This window comes from Geobacillus proteiniphilus (assembly GCF_001908025.1).
GTDB lineage: Bacteria > Bacillota > Bacilli > Bacillales > Anoxybacillaceae > Geobacillus > Geobacillus proteiniphilus.
The window spans coordinates 44,256-67,019 of record NZ_MQMG01000004.1; the positions used below are offsets into that span (position 1 = coordinate 44,256).

At 51.6% G+C, this 22,764-nt stretch carries 16 protein-coding genes, 1 pseudogene and 1 riboswitch; of the genes and pseudogenes, 5 read left to right on the plus strand and 12 right to left on the minus strand.

Annotated elements, in window-relative coordinates; translation table 11 throughout:
- The first annotated feature begins 220 nt into the window (after positions 1-220).
- The 3 genes from BRO54_RS02670 (at position 221) to metH (ending at position 6,140) form a co-directional block, all read left to right on the plus strand.
- On the plus strand, positions 221-604 hold the full coding sequence (locus tag BRO54_RS02670; RefSeq protein WP_074043070.1) for a zinc ribbon domain-containing protein: 384 nt from the start codon (positions 221-223) through the stop codon (positions 602-604).
- Between the two features lie 113 nt (positions 605-717).
- Positions 718-820: riboswitch (SAM riboswitch) on the plus strand.
- Between the two features lie 69 nt (positions 821-889).
- The gene (locus BRO54_RS02675; protein WP_074043043.1) at positions 890-2,737 is read left to right on the plus strand and encodes a bifunctional homocysteine S-methyltransferase/methylenetetrahydrofolate reductase; all 1,848 of its coding nucleotides are present in this window, start codon (positions 890-892) and stop codon (positions 2,735-2,737) included.
- Complete coding sequence (gene metH, locus BRO54_RS02680; RefSeq protein WP_074043044.1) at positions 2,730-6,140, plus strand: methionine synthase; 3,411 nt, start codon at positions 2,730-2,732, stop codon at positions 6,138-6,140. Before BRO54_RS02675 ends, metH begins: the two co-directional genes overlap by 8 nt.
- A 74-nt stretch (positions 6,141-6,214) precedes the next feature.
- On the opposite strand, the gene BRO54_RS19980 is transcribed toward metH, so the two are convergent.
- Both BRO54_RS19980 and BRO54_RS19770 read right to left on the minus strand, forming a co-directional pair.
- A complete protein-coding gene (locus tag BRO54_RS19980; protein ID WP_167367366.1) occupies positions 6,215-6,370 on the minus strand; it encodes a hypothetical protein in 156 nt (51 codons plus the stop codon).
- Entirely contained in the window at positions 6,367-6,507 is a 141-nt protein-coding gene (locus tag BRO54_RS19770) for a hypothetical protein (RefSeq protein WP_161496640.1), read from the minus strand. The genes BRO54_RS19980 and BRO54_RS19770 overlap by 4 nt, the downstream gene beginning before the upstream one ends.
- A gap of 196 nt (positions 6,508-6,703) precedes the next feature.
- Here BRO54_RS19770 and BRO54_RS02685 point away from each other — a divergent pair, with 196 nt between their 5' ends.
- Positions 6,704-7,567, plus strand: a complete 864-nt coding sequence (locus tag BRO54_RS02685) for an SDR family oxidoreductase (RefSeq protein ID WP_074043045.1) — start codon at positions 6,704-6,706, stop codon at positions 7,565-7,567.
- A gap of 171 nt (positions 7,568-7,738) precedes the next feature.
- Here BRO54_RS02685 and BRO54_RS20970 read toward each other — a convergent pair.
- The 9 genes and pseudogenes from BRO54_RS20970 to BRO54_RS02730 form a co-directional block, all read right to left on the minus strand.
- Positions 7,739-9,050, minus strand: a pseudogene (locus tag BRO54_RS20970) (dihydrolipoamide acetyltransferase family protein).
- 29 nt (positions 9,051-9,079) lie between these two features.
- Positions 9,080-10,099: an alpha-ketoacid dehydrogenase subunit beta gene (locus tag BRO54_RS02695; RefSeq protein WP_011230214.1), complete on the minus strand. Its 1,020-nt coding sequence runs from the start codon at positions 10,097-10,099 to the stop codon at positions 9,080-9,082.
- Between the two features lie 27 nt (positions 10,100-10,126).
- Positions 10,127-11,113 carry a thiamine pyrophosphate-dependent dehydrogenase E1 component subunit alpha gene (locus tag BRO54_RS02700; protein ID WP_074043046.1) on the minus strand — a complete coding sequence of 329 codons (987 nt, stop codon included), beginning with the start codon at positions 11,111-11,113 and terminating at the stop codon, positions 10,127-10,129.
- A gap of 200 nt (positions 11,114-11,313) precedes the next feature.
- Complete coding sequence (locus BRO54_RS02705; RefSeq protein ID WP_074043071.1) at positions 11,314-13,245, minus strand: sigma-54-dependent Fis family transcriptional regulator; 1,932 nt, start codon at positions 13,243-13,245, stop codon at positions 11,314-11,316.
- 380 nt (positions 13,246-13,625) lie between these two features.
- Positions 13,626-14,645 (minus strand): LacI family DNA-binding transcriptional regulator, encoded by a 1,020-nt coding sequence (locus tag BRO54_RS02710; RefSeq protein WP_074043047.1) that lies wholly within the window; start codon positions 14,643-14,645, stop codon positions 13,626-13,628.
- 18 nt (positions 14,646-14,663) lie between these two features.
- Positions 14,664-16,199: an alpha-amylase family glycosyl hydrolase gene (locus BRO54_RS02715; RefSeq protein ID WP_074043048.1), complete on the minus strand. Its 1,536-nt coding sequence runs from the start codon at positions 16,197-16,199 to the stop codon at positions 14,664-14,666.
- A 72-nt stretch (positions 16,200-16,271) separates the two neighbouring features.
- Positions 16,272-17,114 carry a sugar ABC transporter permease gene (locus BRO54_RS02720; RefSeq protein WP_074043049.1) on the minus strand — a complete coding sequence of 281 codons (843 nt, stop codon included), beginning with the start codon at positions 17,112-17,114 and terminating at the stop codon, positions 16,272-16,274.
- Complete coding sequence (locus BRO54_RS02725) at positions 17,114-18,394, minus strand: carbohydrate ABC transporter permease (protein WP_074043050.1); 1,281 nt, start codon at positions 18,392-18,394, stop codon at positions 17,114-17,116. The genes BRO54_RS02720 and BRO54_RS02725 overlap by 1 nt, the downstream gene beginning before the upstream one ends.
- Positions 18,395-18,464: 70 nt before the next feature.
- The gene (locus BRO54_RS02730; RefSeq protein ID WP_074043051.1) at positions 18,465-19,739 is read right to left on the minus strand and encodes a sugar ABC transporter substrate-binding protein; all 1,275 of its coding nucleotides are present in this window, start codon (positions 19,737-19,739) and stop codon (positions 18,465-18,467) included.
- 245 nt (positions 19,740-19,984) lie between these two features.
- Between BRO54_RS02730 and BRO54_RS02735 the strand changes: the two genes are divergently transcribed.
- Entirely contained in the window at positions 19,985-21,751 is a 1,767-nt protein-coding gene (locus BRO54_RS02735; RefSeq protein ID WP_074043052.1) for an alpha-glycosidase, read from the plus strand.
- A gap of 60 nt (positions 21,752-21,811) precedes the next feature.
- Here the strand turns inward: BRO54_RS02735 and BRO54_RS02740 are convergent, their stop codons facing one another.
- Positions 21,812-22,672: an AraC family transcriptional regulator gene (locus tag BRO54_RS02740; protein WP_011230205.1), complete on the minus strand. Its 861-nt coding sequence runs from the start codon at positions 22,670-22,672 to the stop codon at positions 21,812-21,814.
- Positions 22,673-22,764: the final 92 nt, after the last annotated feature.

Sequence of the window (22,764 nt, forward strand, 5' to 3'; positions counted from 1 at the left end):
GCGAAAAATGGTCGACGATGCAATTGATAAGGCAACATACCGCCCGTTTTCCTCTCTTACAGAAGCTTGTCTGTCAGACATAATCAAGGGAGCGGAAAATGAATCCAATGAAAAGTCTAATATTTTGGCCTCTATCTGCTCAAACGTTTCTATTGAACATGGCAAAAACCAATTTTTTCTATTATAATATATCTATGAATTCTGTTAGGGAGGAATGAAATTGAAAAGCATTAAACCCGGCCGCGGCCCGTCGATGCAAGGACTCTTCGGCAGCATCGCCGCTGTGTTGTTCGGCATCTTTTGGATGGTGATGGCATTCTCCATCACCGCGGACTCGCCGTTTCCCGCCGCCCACTTTTTTCCGTTTTTCGGCCTTGTCGTCATCGCCATCGGCGTATTTCAAGCGTTTTACCATTACAAAAATGCGACGGGAAAACAACGCATGTCCTTATTGGACATTGTCGACAGCGAGGAAGAGCCCGACCCGCTGAACGTCCGATTTGGAAGCCATAAACAGCCAAACAAGCATTGCCCTCATTGCGGCGGGCATGTGCAGCACAATTTCCAATTTTGCCCCCGATGTGGGAAAGCGCTTCTCCCTTGATCCGAGAAATTCTTTTTTGAAATTTCCTTGCTTCACCGTATTGAATAATTTCGAAAAATACATTAAATTATATAGTAATCATCAAAACGCTACCGCACAATTGCATACGGATATTCTTATCAAGAGAGGGGGAGGGACTGGCCCGGTGAACCCTCAGCAACCTGGCCCGCGGCCAAGGTGCTAAATCCAGACAGGCGGAAGCCTGGAAGATAAGAAGAAGCGAATGAAAAGTCTTCTTCTTAGAAGGCTTTTTTCTTTTACTACGGAGAAACGGGGGAATCGAACGTGGGATTGCTGGATGAGTTGAAAGAACGCATTCTCATCGCTGACGGAGCGATGGGGACGCTTCTATATTCGCACGGCATTGACCGTTGTTTTGAAGAATTGAATCTATCCAATCCAGATGAAATCGTTCATATTCACGAGGCGTATATCGCCGCAGGCGCCGACGTCATTCAGACGAATACATACGGCGCCAACTACGTCAAACTCGCCCGCTACGGCCTTGAAGATGAGGTGCCGGCCATCAACCGCGCGGCGGTGCGGCTCGCCAGGCAAGCGGCAAACGGACGGGCATACGTGCTCGGGACGATCGGAGGGCTGCGCACGTTAAACAAAAGCGTCGTCACGCTCGAAGAAGTGAAGCGGACGTTTCGCGAGCAGCTGTTTGTCCTGCTGGCTGAAGGGGTCGACGGCGTGCTGCTGGAGACGTATTACGATTTGGAAGAGTTGGAGACGGTGCTTGCCATCGCCCGCAAAGAGACCGACTTGCCGCTTATCGCTCACGTCTCGCTCCATGAAGTCGGCGTCTTGCAAGATGGCACGCCGCTCGCGGACGCCCTTGCCCGCCTAGAGGCGCTCGGGGCCGATGTCGTCGGACTGAACTGTCGTCTCGGTCCGTATCATATGCTTCGGTCGCTCGAGGAAGTGCCATTGCCGGAACGCGCCTTTTTGTCGGCGTATCCGAACGCCAGCCTTCCGGATTACCGCGATGGGCGGCTTGTCTATGAGACGAACGCTGAATATTTCGAGGAAACGGCCAAAGCGTTCCGCGACCAAGGGGTGCGCTTGATCGGCGGGTGCTGCGGCACGACGCCGAAACATATCGAAGCGATGGCAAAAGCGCTCTCCGACCGAACGCCGGTGACGGAAAAAACGGTGAAACGGCGCGCGGTGTCTGTATCAGTGCAAGCGGAGCGGCCCGCCCCATCTCCCCTTCCCGAGCTTGCCCGCACGCGCCGCTCGGTCATTGTGGAGCTGGATCCGCCGAAAAAATTGGGGATTGACAAGTTTCTTGCCGGGGCGAAAGCGCTCCATGACGCCGGCATCGATGCGCTGACGTTGGCCGACAACTCGCTCGCCACGCCGCGCATCAGCAACGCCGCTGTCGCCACGATCATCAAGGAGCGGCTCGGCATCCGCCCGCTTGTGCATATTACATGCCGCGATCGCAATTTGATCGGCTTGCAGTCGCATTTGATGGGCTTGCATACGCTCGGCATCACCGACGTGCTCGCCATTACCGGCGACCCGTCGAAAATCGGCGACTTCCCAGGGGCGACGTCGGTGTATGATTTATCATCGTTCGATTTGATCCGCTTGATCCGCCAGTTTAACGAAGGGCTGTCGTACTCGGGCAAACCGCTTGGGCAAAAAACGAACTTCTCGATCGGCGCAGCGTTCAACCCGAACGTCCGCCATTTGGATAAAGCGGTCGAGCGGATGGAGAAAAAAATCCAATGCGGCGCCCATTATTTCTTGACCCAGCCGATTTACTCGGAAGAGAAAATCGTTGAAGTGTACGAAGCGACAAAGCATCTTGACACGCCGATTTACATCGGCATTATGCCGCTTGTGAGCGCGCGCAACGCCGAGTTTTTGCATCATGAAGTGCCGGGGATCACCCTTTCCGATGAGATTCGCGCCCGCATGGCCGCCTGCGGCGACGACCCGGTGCAAGCAGCGCGCGAAGGGATCGCCATCGCCAAATCGCTCATTGACGCTGCGTTCGATTTGTTTAACGGCATTTATTTGATCACGCCGTTTTTGCGCTATGACATGACGGTCGAGCTTGTCCGCTACATTCACGAAAAAGAAGCGGCCGCGAAAGAAAGGAAGGTTGTTCATGGCTAAGGTCACCTTAGAACAGCAGCTGAAGAAAAAAATTCTTGTCATCGACGGCGCGATGGGCACGATGATCCAAAGCGCCGACTTATCGGCCGCCGACTTTGGCGGCGAGGCGTATGAAGGGTGCAACGAATATTTGACATTGACCGCCCCGCATGTCATCCACCGCATTCATGAAGCGTACTTGGACGCCGGCGCTGATATCATTGAAACGAACACGTTCGGGGCGACACGCATCGTGCTTGACGAATATGGCCTCGGTCATTTGGCGCTTGAACTGAACATCGAAGCGGCCAAGCTCGCCAAACAAGCGGCTGAGTCGTTCTCCACCCCGGACTGGCCGCGCTTTGTCGCCGGTTCGATGGGCCCGACGACGAAAACGTTGTCGGTTACAGGCGGTGCAACGTTTGATGAACTCGTCGCCGCCTACGAAGAACAAGCGCGCGGACTGCTCTTAGGAGGCGTCGACCTTCTCCTGCTCGAGACGTGCCAAGATACGTTGAATGTCAAAGCCGGTTTTCTCGGCATTTCTAAGGCGTTTGAAGCGGTCGGCCGCCGCGTGCCGCTCATGATTTCCGGCACGATCGAACCGATGGGCACGACGCTTGCCGGGCAGGCGATCGATGCGTTTTTCATCTCTGTGCGCCATATGAAGCCGATCGCCGTCGGCTTAAACTGCGCAACCGGCCCGGAGTTTATGACCGACCATTTGCGCACGCTCGCCTCGCTCGCTGACACGGCGGTCAGCTGCTACCCGAACGCCGGGCTGCCGGATGAGGAAGGTCACTATCATGAAACGCCGAATATGCTGGCGGAGAAAATCCGCCGCTTTGCCGAAAAGGGATGGATCAACATCGTCGGCGGGTGCTGCGGCACGACGCCCGACCATATTCGCGCCATTGCCGAAGCGGTGCGTGATCTTCCACCGCGGGCAATCCCGTCTTCGTTTGATGTGCACGCCGTCTCGGGCATCGATGCGCTCATTTATGATGAAACGATGCGCCCGCTCTTTGTCGGCGAGCGGACAAACGTCATCGGTTCGCGCAAATTCAAGCGCCTCATCGCCGAAGGCAAGTACGAAGAAGCGACGGAAATCGCCCGCGCCCAAGTGAAAAACGGCGCCCATGTCATCGACATTTGCTTGGCCGACCCGGACCGCGACGAACTCTATGACATGGAACAGTTCGTCCGCGAAGTCGTGAAAAAAGTGAAAGTGCCGCTCGTCATCGACTCGACCGACGAGCGCGTCATTGAACGCGCCCTCACCTATTCGCAAGGAAAAGCGATCATTAACTCGATCAACTTGGAAGACGGCGAGGAGCGGTTTGCGAAAGTCGTTCCTCTCTTGCACAAATACGGCGCCGCCGTCGTCGTCGGCACGATCGATGAACAAGGGATGGCCGTCACCGCGGAGCGGAAACTTGAGATCGCCTTGCGTTCGTATGACTTGCTGGTGAACCGCTACGGCGTCCCCGAGCGCGACATCATTTTCGACCCGCTCGTCTTCCCGGTCGGCACCGGCGATGAGCAATACATCGGCGCGGCGAAAGAAACCATTGAGGGCATCCGCCTCATTAAAGAGCGGCTGCCTCATTGCTTGACGATGCTTGGAATCAGCAACGTCTCGTTCGGCTTGCCGCCGGCCGGACGCGAGGTGCTCAACTCCGTCTTTTTGTACCATTGCACGCAAGCCGGGCTCGATTACGCCATCGTCAACACCGAGAAATTGGAGCGGTTCGCCTCGATTCCGGAAGAGGAAGTGCGAATGGCTGAGGCGCTTCTTTTTGACACAAACGACGAAACATTAAACGCCTTTATCGAATTTTACCGAAGCAAAATCACCGCCGCCAAACCGGCGCAGACGAACTTGAGCTTGGAAGAGCGGCTCGCCCGCTACGTCATTGAAGGGTCGAAGGACGGGCTCATTCCCGATTTGGAAAAGGCGCTTGAGACCTACTCCGATCCGCTGTCCATCATCAACGGCCCGCTCATGGCCGGCATGGATGAAGTCGGGCGGCTGTTCAACAACAACCAGCTCATCGTCGCTGAAGTATTGCAAAGCGCGGAAGTGATGAAAGCAGCGGTCGCCTTTTTAGAGCCGTATATGGAAAAGAAAGAAGGAAGCACAAAAGGAAAAGTCATTCTCGCCACCGTCAAAGGCGATGTGCATGACATCGGCAAAAACTTGGTCGACATCATTTTAAGCAACAACGGCTACGAGGTAATCGACCTTGGCATTAAAGTCGCTCCGCAGCAACTTATTGAAGCGGTGCGCGAACATCAGCCGGACATCATCGGGTTGTCGGGCTTGCTTGTGAAATCGGCCCAACAGATGGTCGTCACCGCCCAAGACTTGCGCCAAGCCGGCATCTCGACCCCGATTTTAGTCGGCGGCGCCGCCTTGACGCGCAAATTTACTGAAAACAAAATCGCGCCTGAATATGACGGCGTGGTTCTGTACGCGAAAGACGCCATGGACGGGCTCGCCCTTGCCAACCAAATCCAGCAGGGCGAGATTGACTACAAGAAAAAAGAAACGGCCGAAAGCGAGCCAACGCGGCAAACGACTGTGGTCACAGCGGTCAAATCGACCGTCTCGACCGATGTGCCGGTCTACATCCCGGCCGATCTCGAGCGCCACGTGCTGCGAAATGTGCCGCTTGACCACATTTTGCCGTACGTCAACTGGCAAATGGTGCTCGGCCACCACCTCGGCTTGAAAGGAAAAGTGAAACGGCTGCTTGAAGAGAAAGACGAAAAAGCGTTGGCGTTAAAAGCGGTCGTCGACGAACTGCTCGCCGAAGCGAAAGAGCACCGCTGGATTCAGCCCGCCGGCGTCTACCGCTTCTTCCCGGCGCAAAGCGACGGCAACCGGGTTTACATTTACGATCCGACTGACGGCAAAACAGTGCTCGAGACGTTCGACTTCCCGCGCCAACCGCGGGCGCCGTATCTTTGCCTCGCCGATTATTTGAAATCGAAAGAAAGCGGCGAAATGGATTACGTCGGCTTGTTCGCCGTCACCGCCGGGCATGGCGTCCGCGAACTCGCCCAGCGCTGGAAGGAAGAAGGCGAATTTTTGAAAAGCCATGCCATCCAAGCGTTGGCGCTCGAGATTGCCGAAGGATTCGCCGAACGAATCCACCAAATTATGCGCGACCGTTGGGGCTTCCCGGACGACCCGGATTTCACGATGGAAGAGCGCTTCGCCGCCAAATACCAAGGCCAGCGCTATTCGTTCGGCTACCCGGCCTGTCCGAACTTGGAAGACCAAGAGAAGCTGTTTCGCCTGCTTCATCCGGAAGATGTCGGCATCCGCCTCACCGACGGCTACATGATGGAGCCCGAAGCATCGGTTTCGGCGATCGTCTTCGCCCATCCGGAAGCGAGGTATTTCAATGTGTTATAAGCAGGAAACGAGCTGGCGAATAGGCCGGCTCGTTTGTCGTTTTTCGTTGAATGCTCCACCCGAACGATATACAGTCACTTTTTTGTTTTTATTTGTTCACGATTCTCCAACTTTTTCAGCCATTCTTCTTTCGCTTGTCTACGAATACTCTTCCAATCCATCGGAGAATGGTCTCCTTTGGGAGGCATACTCCCAAATAACGAAATCAACTGATCTTCCTTTTTGATCATTCATCATCCCCTCCTTCATACTTAGGGAAAACATAATGTTTCAGTTCACTGACAAGGTGCTGAAGCCCGTCATTCCCACGAAATTTGCGATCTTGAGCTAAATAGACGGTAAAATCTTCTGCCTCTTTATTCGCCATCGTGAGTTCAAATCCCTTTAACTCATGTGCACATCCTCTTTTTGTTGATTTTTACTGTATTGATAATGGATTAATAAGGAAACTAAGTCCTCCTCTTGGCTCACCATATTTTTCATCATAGATGTCCACTTGACACATATTTCCCCTCCTCCGTCCCATACTAATGATGACAATACATGCCCAAGGAGGAGCAAATATGGTCACGAAGCAACAAACGACGCTGCCGCCGCAACACCAGACGCGCCAGCCGGGCCTGCAAACGGAGATGAACCCGCAGCCGGTCACCATCAAAGACACCTATAAAGGGAGCGGCAAGCTCGAAAACAGAGTCGCCATCATCAGCGGCGGCGACAGCGGCATCGGCCGGGCGGTCGCCGTCCATTTCGCCAAAGAAGGGGCCGATGTCGCCATTTTGTATTTGAACGAACATGAGGACGCAAAGGAAACAAAACGGCTTGTCGAACAGGAAGGAAAACGGTGTCTGGCGATTGCGGGAGACATTGGGGACGAAGCGTTTTGCAAAGAGGCGGTGAAACAGACAATCGAAGCGTTCGGCAAGCTCGATATCGTCGTCAACAACGCCGCCGAGCAGCATCCGCAGCCGAACTTTCTCAACATTACCGCAGCGCAGCTGGAAAAAACGTTTCGCACGAACGTATTCGGCTACTTTTTCCTAACGAAAGCGGCGCTCCCGCACTTAAAAAACGGAAGCGCCATTATCAACACCGCTTCGATCACCGCCTACGAAGGAAACGAGCAACTCATCGACTACTCGGCGACAAAAGGCGCGATCGTCGCCCTCACCCGCTCGCTCGCCAAAGCGCTCGTCGGCCAAGGCATCCGTGTCAACGGCGTCGCCCCGGGCCCGATTTGGACGCCGCTCATCCCATCCACCTTTCAAAGCGAGCAAGTCGCCGCGTTCGGCGCCAACACCCCGATGAAACGGCCCGGCCAGCCGAGCGAAGTCGCCCCGTGCTACGTCTTTTTGGCGAGCGACGAATCGTCGTACATGACCGGGCAAATGCTTCATGTAAATGGCGGCAAGTTCATCAGCGATTGACCGCGGCAGCCGCTGGCGCCAAACCTTTTTAACAAAATCACGTTACCTTTTCTCACAAAAATATGGCGTGATTGTAAAAAAACGAGTACGATAAAGCTACGATGTTCCTCTACTTCTTTACAAGGTGCCCCTCTTCTCTCACCCCCCCCCGAAATGGGGCGGGGTTTTTTGTCACATAACAAGCAGCCAATCCGGTTCAGACAAGTACGTTTGACATTCATTTAAGGCGTGTTGAGCCATCACCCCATCAATAAGACGGTGATCGTAAGTAAGGGACAGCGGCATCACAGAAGCAATCTCAATCGAATCATCGACGACCACCGGTTTTTTCTCAACTTTCCCGATTCCTAAAAGACAAGACTGTGGATAATGAATAATCGGCGTGAACCACGAACCATTGGCCGAGCCGATGTTCGAAACCGTGCATGTCCCTCCGCTCATCTCCACCGCTTGAATCGTTCCCGCTCTCGCCTTCGCCGTCAATTCTTCAATTTCTTTCGCAATTTGGAACAACGATTTTTGATCCGCATCACGAATCACCGGGACGAGCAATCCACGGTCAGTGTCAACCGCAAACCCAATGTGAATGAATTCGTGAATGACGATTTCTTCTCGTTCCTCATCAAGCGAGGCGTTGAGCATTGGATACTTTTTCAACACCGCCGCCAGCGCTTTTACCACATAGGCTAAATAGGTCAGTTTCACCCCTTGTTGCTCGGCTAGCGGTTGGATCCGTCGGCGATGTTGAACAAGACGGGTCGCATCGGCCTCGCCAAAATGGGTGACTTGCGGAATGGTCCGCATTGACCGCACCATCGCTTGGGCGATAGCCTTGCGGATGCCTGTCAGCGGCACTCGGCGCACTTTTTCCCGGCTTTCCTGCTTCTTGACAATCTCAACACTGGCAGCAGCCTCATCTGTTGCTTTTTGCTGCCGAACCGACAATGCTGCTTCAATATCGCTTTTCAATATTCTTCCGTTCTTTCCGCTTGGAGTGATTTCCTCTAAAGACACGTTCTGCTCGCGGGCAAACTTTCGCACTGACGGGGCAGCCACGAATGTTTTTTGAGGAGTCCTTTGTTTTCCCGCGCTCGCCGCACGACGAATATCCTCTTCCGTGATTTTGCCGTTCGCCCCCGTCGGTGTGACCGTACTCCAATCGACGCCAAGCTCCTTGGCCAGTTTTTTTTACGCGTGGGGTGATCTTGATCTCTGTCTGCGGATCTCCGCCGTCCGGAGCAAACGTTTCGACGGCAATGACGGCCAGTACTTCGCCGACCTTGGCCGTATCCCCTCGTTTCTTTTTGATCTCTTTTACTGTTCCCGACTCGGGAGCATGAATTTCTGAAACGGCCTTTTCTGTTTGCACTTCCACTAGCGTGGCTCCTTTTTCCACCGCATCTCCTTCGGAAACGTGCCAAAACGTAATGAAACTTTCATCGTGGGAATCGGATAGTTTGGGCAATGTCACTTCGACAACCATAAGCTGCCTCCCTTGGAACGAACTTTTCCTTATTCATTGACGAGTTGGATCGCCTCACGGAAAATTTTATCGGCATTTGGCAATACAAATTGTTCAAGCGGACGGCTATAAGGAATTGGCACATCCGGAACAGCAATCCGTTTCACCGGCGCCTCCAAATCATACAAACAATGTTCAGCGGCAATCGCGGCAATTTCCGCCGTCATCCCGTACGACAGATAGTCTTCATCAACAACAAGCAAGCGGTGTGTCTTTTTAACCGATTGAATGATCGTCTCTTTGTCCAACGGGACAAGAGAGCGCAAATCGATCACTTCCGCTTGAATGCCTTGTTGCTCAAGTCTTTTGGCCGCTTCGAGCGCCTGATGCACCGTCATTTGAATACCGACAATGGTGATATCCGTTCCCTCGCGAACAATATTTGCTTTCCCAAGCGGCACAGTATACGCCTCTTCCGGTACATGCCCGATCGAAGCATCAAGCTGATCCATCCAACCGAGCCCTTGCAAGGTTTTATGGAACATAAAGACAACAGGGTTATCATCGCGAATAGCGGAAATCATCATCCCTTTTAAATCATATGGCGTCGACGGAGCGACGACTTTCATCCCGGGAAGATGGGCAAAGGTGGCGTACAACGTTTGCGAGTGCTGGGCGGCATCACTGTAACCGCCTCCCACCGCCGTCATCAATACCATTGGCAGTTTCACCCTGCCGCCGGACATGTACGGAATTTTCGCCATATGGTTGTAAATTTGATCCATACAAACCCCAAAAAAGTCGACAAACATCAGCTCCACGATCGGCCGCATTCCTTCCGCAGCGGCGCCGATGGCAGCACCGATGAACGCGGTCTCAGAAATCGGCGTATCGATGACCCGTTCCGGTCCAAACTTTTGGAACAATCCCTCTGTCGCTCCAAAAATCCCACCGTATACTCCGACATCTTCTCCCATCACAAAGACGTTCGGATCTCTCTCCATCTCAAGGCGAATCGCTTCAGCCAGCGCCTTATTTCCCGTTAACAGCCGCTGTTTTGTTTGTTGCATATGGCAAAACTCCTTTCTCCTATGAAATTAGACAAACACATCTTCCAATGCCTCTTCCGGCTTGGGATAATCGCTTTCTCTCGCAAACGCGTACGCCTGATCGACCTCAAATGTCGCTTTGTTTTCCAACTGTGCAATCGTCTCCTCTGTTACCCCACATTCATTCAACAAATAGTTGCGAAGGCGAATAATGGGGTCTTTTTGGCGAAGCAACGTCACTTCATTTTTATCCCGGTATACTTCCGGATCGCCTTGGAAATGTCCTAAATAACGGTATGTTTCAATCTCAATAATCGACGGCCCTTGTCCAGTTCGTGCACGTTCAACCGCTTCTTTCGATACGTTGTACATATCAATCGGGTCGTTGTCTTTGACATAGTATCCTTTAATGCCATAGGCGGCTGCCCGTACATCATTCGAGGGAACCGCTGTAGACGCCGTTTTCGGCACAGAAATTCCATATTGATTGTTTTCAATGACAACAATTAATGGCAGTTTCCATAATGCCGCCATATTTAACGATTCATGAAATGCCCCTTGATTGGCGGCTCCTTCGCCGATAAACGCAACCGCCACCCAATCCGTCCCCCTTTTCTTGGCCGCCAGCGCCGCGCCAAGGGCATGAGGAATCCCAGCCCCAACGATCCCTCCGCAGGAAAATTTGACGTCAGGATCAAACAAATGCATATGGCCGCCCTTTCCTTTTCCTAGTCCAGTGGCTTTTCCGAAAATCTCTGCTGTCATCCGGTTCAAATCCACCCCTTTGGCAATCGCATGGTGATGCGGACGGTGAGGGGCAGTCACCGTATCTTCCTTTTTCAAGTGAACACACATCCCAGCTGCAGCCGGTTCTTGTCCAGTGGCCAAATGCATTTCCCCTGGCACCGGCCCCGCGCCGATATTAAACACAGGAGATTTCCCTTCGGCATACGCCTCCGCCATTTTGTCTTCATAGCAGCGAATTTTGTACATCGTTTCGTACATCCAAAGAAGATGATCCTTGGAAATGGCCAACTTCCTCTCCTCCTTCACTTGATTGGTACCGCTTTCATCATTTCTATAAAGCAAAAATCGTTCCAACGCTTGTTTCCTTTTCTTCGTCCGCCAAATTGTTTATCCAAAGCCGTCTTTTTGATCCAACCTAAACAAAAACAGCGACAAAGTGTTTCATTTTGTTTCACTTTGTCGCTACACTTTGATACAAAATGGGACAGTCAATACCTAATATTCCATTTATCCATTTGCCGGTAAAATGTGCTTCTCGATATGCCTAAATAACGGGCAGCTTTGGAAATGTTGCCGTTGCACTGCTTTAACGCCTCGATGATGGATTGCCTTTTCATCTCATTCCGGGAGATGGCTATGTTCTCCTCAACTTGAGACGAGCAGGACGGCTGAAAGATTTCTTCCGGCAAATCAGCCGCTGTCAATACCGGTTTTGTGCACTGATTCAGCACCCGCTCGATCATATTTTGCAACTCGCGAATATTTCCTGGCCAATCGTATTGCATAAGCGCCTCTAAGAAATCGGACCGTATCTCAGGAAACGGTTTATTTCGTTTGTGAGCCAGTTTTTCAATAAAATGACGGACGAGAAGCGGAATATCTTCTTTTCTTTTCCGAAGCGGCGGGAGAACAATCGGCATAACATTCAACCGGAAAAACAAGTCTTCGCGAAAGCTGCCTTTTTGCACTTCCTGGCGAAGGTCTTTGTTGGTCGCTGCGATGATTCTTACATCAACAGGGATCACTTTGTGCCCGCCAATTCTCATCACTTCCTTTTCTTGAATAACGCGCAAAAGCAACACTTGCATTTCCAAGGACATTTCGCCAATCTCATCCAAAAAAAGCGTTCCCCCATTGGCAAGCTCAAACTTTCCGGCGCTTCCCCCTTTTTTCGCTCCTGTGAATGCCCCGTCCACATATCCGAACAACTCACTGCCAAGGAGATCACGCGGTATGCCTCCACAGTTAATGGCAATAAACGGTTTGTTTCTCCGCTTGCTCTCATTATGAATCGCCTGAGCCACCATCTCTTTTCCTGTTCCGCTTTCCCCTAATATTAACACGTTGGAATCTGTCGCTGCGGCGAGCCTCGCTTCGTTCATTTTCTCAATGAAACACGGGTGTTGCCCGATCATATCCGCAAACGTGATTTTCGCTTGGTTTCCCGATAGGTGGTTGACAAACTGGCGTACCTTTTCAATTTCTTTTACAATGATCATCGATCCGATTCGTTCTTTTTTCTCGTAAATTGGAATCTTGTCAACTAACACATGGTGCACCGCGTTTGAAGGCTTGACGCTTAGATGCAGCTCTTGATTTTGCAAATGAAGCGGGTGGTTCGAACAGATAGTGGAATCATTGAAAAGATCGTCGAGCTTTTTCTCTTCTAGTTGCAGTTGTGGTATACGGAACAGCTTTTTTAACTGGTTGTTCGCCTTTACGATCTTCCCATCGCGATCGATGATTAAAATGCCTTCTTTCATATTGTTCGTTGTCGCTTCCAAAAACCGTTGCATCATCACGTTTTTTTCCGCATTCTCATGTAATTTTAGTTGATATTCAATCGCTTTTACGGCCGATACAACCATTCCTAGCGTATGAGAGTGCACTTTTTCATACGGTCCTGACATATTCAATACACCAATGATTCGACCGTCGGGATCATGGATGGGGGCAGCGGAACACGTCCATGACTGGCATATTTTCGTGTAATGTTCCTCAGCAAACACTTGAATCGGACGATCAATGGCGATCGATGTGCCAATGGCGTTGGTCCCCATCACTTGCTCGCTCCAGTCCGCCCCCGCGATAAACCCGATTTCTTCCGCCCTCGCTAAAGGCTCGCGATCGCCAATCGACAAAAGCAACTGTCCGTTTTCATTGCACAGGATCACCAAAAATCCAGATCCTTTGACAATCGAATACAACCCTTCCATTAACGGCAATGACCAATCGATCAAGGAGCGGTACTTTTCATTGTCGATTTCTTTAATCCACCCGTACGGCCGAAACGGATCAACCATCGCTTTTTTCGACCGAAGCCAAGAGTCTCGAATCATGGGCGGCAAATCGGGATCGAGCTCGTTATGAAATACGAACTTTTCCCACATGGATTTCACCTGTTCGCGGGTCACGATCATCTTGTGTTCACCTCCGTGTTTGCTTTGTTTTCTGTTTTCTCTTTCGCTCGCAAATTTCCTTTCTTGTATTTCGACGAAAGTGTAAAAAATGATCCCACATTCGTCCATGAGCAATTTGTTAAAAACGACCAAAGCTTTCGAGACAAGGGATGAATCCTGAACTGAGCGGTTGACCATGCCGCCTCACACCAATTAGGCAGCGATGGGAGGCTTTCTTCGTGCGCGAGACCTTTTAGGTGTATATGCGGCAATAGAAAAGGCGTCCCAACAGCTGATATGATCCCCTTATAGTAGACAGAAAAAAGAAAGTTATTCCTGTCTACTTGACAGAGGTCACTTCAAGCAACGGGACGCCTTCTAATCATCCGCCTTGTGTTCTTTTACCGCCTAGCGCATGACCCACGCTCAACGAGACGATGCGGGATGATGATGCGCTTGATCGGTTCATTCAGGTTGGTGATTTTTTCGATTAAACTTTTCGCTGCTTCATAGCCGAGCTGGAAAATGCCGATGTCGATCGACGTGAGCGGCGGGCGCGACATTTCGGCGAGCAGCGTGTTGTTGAAGCTGACGATCGACACGTCTTCTGGGACGCGAAGACCGATTTCATCAAGCGTCTTCAGCATCCCAAGAGCCATGAGATCATCGGCGACAACGAGCCCAGTCGGCGGCTCAGGCAAAGAAAGAAGCTCCTTCATCGCCTCTTGGCCGCCTTCCTGCAAAAATTCTTCATGGACGACATATTCCGGGCGGTACGGCAGCCCGGCTTCACTCAAGGCGGCGGCGTAGCCATTTTGGCGGTCGACGGTCACCAAATATTGCGGATTGCCGCCGACAAACGCGATGCGCTCATGGCCGTAGGCAATCAAGTAGTTCGTCGCATCTTTGCCCGCCTGGACGTTGTCGTTGTCGACATGGGTCACTTGTTCCGCTTTTTGGTGCGGCTTGCCGATGACGACGAATGGGAAGTCGTGCTTTTGCAAGTATTTCATCAGTTTATCGTTTTGACGAGAATAAAGCAAAATGACGCCGTCCACTCGCCGCCCTTGCAGCATCTCCACCACCCGTTCGTAAATATCGCTTTCTTTTTCCCCTGTCGACATTTGCAAGGCGTACCGCTTTTCATGGGCGGCTTTGCTGATGCCGCGGATGACTTCCGGGAAAAACGGGTTTTGCAGCGCTTGGTCGGCCGAGCTCGGCATGACGATGCCGATCACTTGCGTTGCTTGGTTCGCGAGGCTGCGGGCGATAAAGTTCGGATGATAGCCGAGCTCTTTCATCGCCGCGCGCACTTTTTGCTTCGTTTTCTCGCTGATGCGCGGGCTGTCGGCGATGACGCGCGACACGGTCGACGGCGCGACATTGGCCCTTTTCGCCACATCTTTAATCGTAACGGTCATAAGCCCCCTCCTTTCCATTTATTCATTGATCCGTTTTGCCCGTTTTTTCACCAAATATAAAAACAAAAGAAACAGCACGTAAACCGATACGATGGCGGCGATAAACGGGATGTTGATCCCCGTTTTTTCCCGCAGCTTGTATACTTCCGCGGTTTCGCGGTCGATCACAAGGTCGTAGCCGTCATCATCGCCGCGGACGAGATCGTCCAATAAAAAGCCGCGCAGCTCTTTGTTTTTTGGCAACTGGTCATTGGGGAGATGGACATGCTGCGTTTCGCTCGTATTGTTGATGGCGATGACCGTCGTTTCATCTTGATATTGCCGTTTAAACACCGCCATGCCATCTTTTTCATACAACAGCGTAAAATCGCCGCGCCGCAATGATGGCAGCTCTTGGCGAAGCGGGCCGATTTTTTTCAAGTAATCGATGATTTCTGGATCGGCGCGGAAATCCATCAGACGGCGGTTGTCCGGATCTTGGCCGCCGTTCATGGCGATTTCGGTCCCGTAATACATGATCGGAATGCCAGGGGCGGTGAACAAATACGTCATGGCCAGTTTAATGCGTGAAATCGGGTTGTTGCGGTTGTCAATCGCGAGCTTCGTAAACCGCACTGTATCATGGTTGTCCAAAAACGACCCAAGCAAATACGGTCGGTCGTAAAACGTTTTGTTGTATTCCCAGACATCATACAGCGGGCGCAGTGACGCATCGCGCCTAGCAAGCGACTGCTTCACCGCGCCATACAGCGGGTAATCGACAAATCCGTCGATGCCGTATTTGCCGTATTCCGCAATATAGCGGGGATCGTCGCTCCACACTTCACCAAGAAGGAAAAAGTCTTTTTTCACCGATTTGACTTCTTTCGCAAACTCCTGCCAAAACGATTTCGGCACGTGGCGCACTGTATCGAGCCGGTAGCCGTCAATGTCGGTCTCTTTAATCCACCATTTGGCAGCGTCAATTAAATACTTTTTGACCTCTGGATTTTCCTGCGCCAAATCAGGCAACCCATACACCCAGCCGTTTTCAAGCTGTGTTTGGTCGTTCCAGTCGAAAATCTCTTTTTTCGGGTGGAACCAATCTTTTTTCGTTGGGTCATTTAACCATGGGTGATTGTAACCGACATGGTTGGCGACAAAATCCAAAATGACTTTCATGTCGCGCTTATGCGCTTCTTTGACGAGTGTTTTCAAATCGCGCAGCGTGCCAAAGTGCGGATCGACTTGATAAAAATCTTCGATCCAATAGCCATGATAGCCGCCCGGCATGTTTTTAAAAATCGGCGTCAGCCAAATGGCGGTAAATCCCATCTCCTTGATGTAATCGAGTTTCGCCGTCACCCCTTTCAAGTCGCCGCCGAAATACCCTTTCGGATCGTTCACATTCACGTCCTGGTCGTTTGTCGGATCCATATTGTTAAACCGGTCGACCATAATGAAATAAATGGCTTCATCTTGCCACGTCCGTTCTTCTTTCTCCGCCGCCGCAGCCGGCATGGCATAAAAAAGAAGGAACGGAAGGACGAACAACATAAAGAGCCGATTCCCCATTTCCATTCCTCCCTTCCCGATTCATTTGCTCGTTCGGAAACGGGTAATCCCCCTATTATATGATAGCGGTTCTTACCCTTTTGTGCCACCAGCCGTTAAGCCAGAAATCAAATACCGCTGCAGGAACAAAAAGACGATGGCAATCGGGGCTGCAATCAAAATCGAGCCGGCGGCAAAGCGGGTGAAGTTGTTCGCGAACCGGTCGCTGATAAAGTTGAACAGCCCGACCGCCAGCGTAAATTTGTCCGGATCGCGCAAGACGATCGACGGCAGCAAAAAGTCGGTGAACGGCGCCATGAAGTTAAACAAGGCGACAACGGCTAAAATCGGCTTGGCAAGCGGCAGCATAATGCGGAAAAAGACGCCGAAGTGGCCGGCTCCATCCATGCGCGCCGCCTCATCCAGCTCGCGCGGAATTGTATCAAAGTAGCCTTTGACAAGCCACGCGTTAAACGGAATTTGCCCGCCGACATAAATAAGAATGAGCCCCCAAAGCGAATCGAGCAAATGGAGCATATTGAGCAAAATATAGATCGCCACCATCGCCATGAGCGATGGAAACATTTGCAAAACTAAAAACAAATACAGCCCCGTTTTCCGCCCGACGAATTTGTAGCGCGAAAACGCATAGGCGATGAGCGCCGTGAAAAAGACTGATAACACCGCATTGGCCGCAGCGACAAACAAGCTGTTTTTATACCAAAGCAAATAATCGCTCTGCGGGCTGGTAAATAACCATTTATAATGCTCGAACGTCCACTTCTCTGGGATGAGCGATGCCGAATACAGGCTTGTTCCTGGATTGAGCGACATGCTGATTGCCCAAAGGAGCGGATAGGCGATGACGACAAACATGAAGACGATAAACAAATAAATAAGCGCCACTTCCACGTGCGATTTCCATTTGCGGTTCATCAAATGTTCCCCTCCTCTTTAAAGGAACGGGTGCGCCGGAACTGGTAAATGGCAAACCCGCTGACAATGAAACCGATAATAAGCGAGATCGCCGCCGCCATATTGTAGTTGTTTGTCGTAAACGTCAAATCGTACACCCAAGAGATCAAAATGTCGGTGCCACCGGCGTTTTGCCCGCGCACGGCCGGGCCGCCGTCGTTGAACAAATAGATGATGTTAAAGTTGTTGAAATTGCCGGCATATTGCATAATCAACAGCGGCGCCGTCGCATACAAGACGTGCGGCAGCGTGATCGAACGAAACTTTTGCCAGCGCGTCGCTCCGTCGATGTCGGCCGCTTCGTACCAGTCGCGGGAAATGCTTTGCAAAACGCCGGTAAATAACGCAAATACGAACGGGAAGCCAAGCCACGTTTGAATCAAAATAAGCGCCACTTTCGTCCAAAACGGATCGGTCATCCACGGGATCGACACCCCAAACAAACTCAACACTTCGCGGTTGATGGCTCCGAATTTGTCGTTGAACATCGCCGCAAACACCAAAATCGTGACAAACGCTGGCACGGCCCACGGCAAAATCAACACCGTGCGGATGAACCGCTTAAACTTGATGCGCGGATCGTTGACAAGCAACGCCAAAAACAGTCCAAGGGCGATTTGCATCGTTGTCGCGACAACTGTCCAAACGATTGTCCACGCGAGGACGCTAAAAAACGTGCTTTTCCAAATCGGAATCGACACTAAGTTTTTGAAGTTTTCCAACCCAACCCAATTCAACAAATGGCGCGGCGGCGAGTGGTACAAGTTGTAGTCGGTAAATGCGAGCGACACCATAAACAACAGCGGCAGCACCACGATAAACAACAGCATCACAAGCCCGGGCGTCACAAAGATGTACGGAAACCCCCGATCCCACGCATGACGGCACGATTCGATCAGCGATGGAAACGGCTCGCCGCGTTGCCGGCGGCGGGCATCGTTGCGCGCATCAATGATGTTCGCAATGTGCAACGCGACCGCAAAAGCGATGATGATGACCGAAACCAATCCTTGAATCAAGAGAAAAATCGAATGATCAAGCATCGGGATTTCGCCAAGCGTGACGAGTCCCCACAGCCCGATGTTCAAAAAGTTATAAAACGTCATCAAAAAGGCCGCTTCAATGATGATAAACAAAATTCCTTTGACATACCGGCGGTTGTACAATTGCCCAAGGCCGGCAAACAACAGCGACAGCGCCATCGCCACCGCCGGCCGATGGCGGACGTTTGCTTCCGGCATCCGAACTCCCCCCTATCGTATGGATAAGAATGGTGGATAGGGCTGATCCTATCCACCACGACATCACGCGTTATTTTCCAGCGCCGCTGGCGGCGATTTTATCTTGAATCGTTTTGACCGCCTCACTCAGCACCGCTTTCGGGTTGTCGCCTTTCGCGATAAATTGCAAGGCATTGCCCATCGGCTCCCACACTTGCGACATTTCCGGCACGTTCGGCATCGGCTCGCCGTATTGGATTTGCTCCGCAAAGCCGGCGATCAGCGGGTCATTCGTAATTTTCTCATTCGTCAACGCTTTTTCATTCGCCGGCATTTCACCCGCCACTTCATAGTAATGGAGCGAATTTTCTTCGTTCGTCACAAATTTCATGAAATCGACCGCCCATTCTTTGTTTTGCGAATAGGCTGATAACATCCATGTTTTCACGCCGACGAACGATTTCGGATGCTCGCCGTTGTCTAAGACCGGCAGCGGCGCAGTCGCTAATTTGTCGCCCAACGCTTCTTTATACGACGCGATGTTCCATGGTCCGGTGATGGCAACCGCCACGTTCCCTTTTGTAAACAGCCCGTTCATAATATCGCCGGTAATTTCTTTCGGAATGTAGCCGTTTTTAAACCACGTTTGGACGAGCTCCGCCCCTTTGACGGCTCCATCATTAGCCAGCCCGATGTCGCTCGTATCGTATTTGCCGTTTTCATTTTTAAACACATAGCCGCCGTAGCCGGCAAAGAACGGATAAACGAAATAGAAGTTCGTCGCTTCCATTAAAAAGCCGTATTGATCTTTCGCCGCATTCGTTTTTTCCTTGGCGATGTTCATCGAGTCATCCATCGTTTTCGGCGCTTCCGGCACTAAATTTTTATTGTAGAACACGCCGTACGTTTCGACGACCATCGGCACGCCATACGTTTTCCCGTCATATGTTACCGCGTTGATGGCTGTCGGGCTGTACTCGCCTTTTGCATCGCCAAGGTCGAGCGGATCGGCCAGCCCCTGCAACACAATGTCGCCGATGCGGTCATGCGGTTGATAGAACACGTCCGGCCCTTTGCCAGCCGGTCCGTCGAGCGCCAGTTTTTTCGTTTGGTCGAGCATGCTGACGGCTACCATTTCGATTTTGATTCCGGTTTTTTCCGTGTACTTTTGAAAAATATCCTTCAGCGCTTGTTTTTGTTTTTCATCATCGTTCACCCACACGACGAGTTTCTCTGGCTTTTTGTCCTGTTCTGCCGTCTTTTGGTCGTTTCCTTTCGGCTGCTGGACATCGCGCTTGGGACCGCAGGCAGCCAGCACGCCAATCAACAACACGGCCATGAGAAATAAAGATAACGCTTTTCTCATAATCCCCCTCCTGTCATCATTACGGAATCTTAGCGGTACAATCATAAGGCAAACGTTTGCACAAATAAATTTTAATCCTTCCTATGAAAACGATTGCACCACTCATCTCCATTATAACGCCTATTTTTCATTTTACAAGCCTTTTTTCTATAAAATTTGACTTTTCTTTTCTCTTAACGTACTTTTTATTATAGCGAAGCATTAATGCAAACGATTGCTTCAGATAACAAAGGAGGAAAAAGCGAATGAGGAAAGAAGCCATCCACCACCGCTCAACCGACAATTTCGCTTATGCTTATGACAGCGAGACGCTCCATCTCCGGCTTCAAACAAAGAAAAATGATGTCGACCACGTCGAGCTGCTTTTTGGCGACCCGTACGAATGGCACGATGGCGCCTGGCAGTTTCAAACGATGCCGATGCGGAAAACGGGAAGCGACGGGTTGTTTGACTATTGGCTCGCCGAAGTCAAACCGCCATATCGACGGCTGCGCTATGGGTTTGTGCTTCGAGCTGGGGGCGAGAAACTGGTCTATACGGAAAAAGGATTTTACCATGAAGCTCCGAGCGACGACACCGCTTACTACTTTTGTTTCCCCTTTCTTCATCGGGTCGACCTATTCCAAGCGCCGGACTGGGTAAAAGACACAGTATGGTATCAAATTTTCCCCGAGCGGTTCGCCAACGGCAACCCGGCCATCAGTCCGAAAGGGGCGCGGCCGTGGGGAAGCGAGGACCCGACGCCGACGAGCTTTTTCGGCGGCGACTTGCAAGGAATCATCGATCACCTTGACTATTTGGCTGATCTCGGTATTACCGGCATTTACTTGACGCCGATTTTCCGCGCACCGTCGAATCATAAATACGACACCGCTGATTATTTTGAAATCGACCCGCACTTTGGGGACAAAGAGACATTGAAAACACTTGTCAAACGCTGCCATGAAAAAGGAATCCGCGTCATGCTCGATGCGGTCTTCAATCATTGCGGCTATGAGTTTGGCCCGTTTCAAGATGTGTTAAAAAACGGCGCAGCGTCTAGGTATAAAGATTGGTTCCATATTCGCGAGTTTCCGCTCCAAACGGAGCCGCGCCCGAATTACGACACGTTTGCGTTCGTGCCGCAAATGCCCAAGCTCAACACCGCCCATCCGGAAGTGAAGCGCTACTTGCTTGATGTCGCGACGTACTGGATTCGCGAGTTTGATATTGACGGCTGGCGGCTCGATGTGGCAAACGAAATCGATCATCAATTTTGGCGCGAGTTCCGGCAGGCGGTCAAGGCGCTAAAGCCCGATGTGTACATTCTCGGCGAGATTTGGCATGATGCCATGCCTTGGCTGCGCGGCGACCAGTTTGACGCCGTCATGAACTACCCGTTCACGGACGGGGCGCTTCGCTTTTTCGCGAAAGAGGAAATCAGCGCCCGCCAGTTTGCCGATATCATGATCCGACTTCTTCATTCGTATCCGAAACAGGTGAACGAAGCGGCATTCAACTTGCTTGGCAGCCATGATACACCAAGGCTGCTTACGGTTTGCGGCGGCGACGTCCGCAAAGCGAAGTTGTTGTTTTTGTTCCAGCTGACGTTCACCGGTTCGCCGTGCATTTACTATGGCGATGAGATCGGCATGACGGGCGGAAACGATCCGGAGTGCCGGAAATGTATGGTGTGGGATCCGGAGCACCAAAACCGCGAACTGTTGGCGCATGTCAAGCGGCTGATTGCGCTAAGGAAGCAGCACCGGGCGCTCCGGCGCGGAGATGTCTCCTTTCTTTCCGCCGACGACAACCCTAACCATCTCGTGTATGAAAAAATTGACGGCGCTGAAACCGTGCTCGTCATCATCAACCGAAGCAATGATGCCGCCGACATTCCGCTCCCGCTCGACCTTCGCGGAAAATGGCTTGTTGACCTCTTGACCGGAGAGCGGTTTGCGGCCGAGGCGGAAACGCTTTGCGCCTCTTTGCCTCCGTATGGGTTTGTGCTCTATAAAGTTGAAAGCTGGTAAGATGGCGCAGCCATGTGTTGCTTTGATCACAAACCGGTGCAGCGGTTCGCTGCGCCGGTTTTATGTACGCCTAGCCATGCGCCGGTATTCGGTCGGGGTCATCCCTTCCATCTTTTTGAATACACGCGAAAAATACGCGCCATCATCAATGCCGACCCGCTTGGCAACCGCCTCGACTGTTTCATTCGTTTCCGCAAGCCATTGCTTGGCTTTCGACAGGCGGTAATACGTCAAATAACGGCTAAATCCCATGCCCATCGTTTTTTGCATACAGCGGGTGATGTAATCGGGATGAAAACGGAGCCCTTTCGCAAGCATTTCGAGCGTAATCGGCTCGTTGAAATGTCGTTCGATGTACGCCACCGCCGCCGCACTGACTTGTTCCGCTGCACTTGGGACGGACAGCTCCTGCTTTTGCAAGTGCCAAAGAAATTCCACAAACAAAAGCAGCTGTCGGAGCGGCCGGTCCATATCCCGCTCCACGTTCGGCTCGACAAGTTGGGCGAGCAGCTGTTCGGCGCGCTCCCGTTGTTTCAGCTCCCCATATTGACGGATCGAAAGCCGGTATTGGATTGGCTCAGTGTACGTCGCCTCTTTTTCCATCACCGTTTGCCGGCTCGCCGGGCAGTCCGGAGCAACCGTGTAGTCCGGCAGCAAAAAGTGCAGCCAAACAAGCTCCGTTTTCTCTTCACACGGGCGGTGTCCGTAATGTTCGCGGCCGGGGATCAACAGCAAATATTGCCCGCTGCCGATGGCAAACTCGCGCCCGTTTTCCGTCATATACAAACAGCCTTGTTTCACATACAGCAAGTCAAATACGGTAAACGTGCGGCGAAAATGCCGTTTTCCTTTTGGAAATACGCTTTCCGCCCCTTTAATAAACACCGGCAGCGGTGGCAGCGAAAACGTAACATAATGCATTGTCCCCTCTCTCCTTGTCGGAAATGTGCAAGTGAAATCGCTTCTTTCTCTTTCCATTATGCAGCAAACTAGCTAAACTGAGTATATCGTTC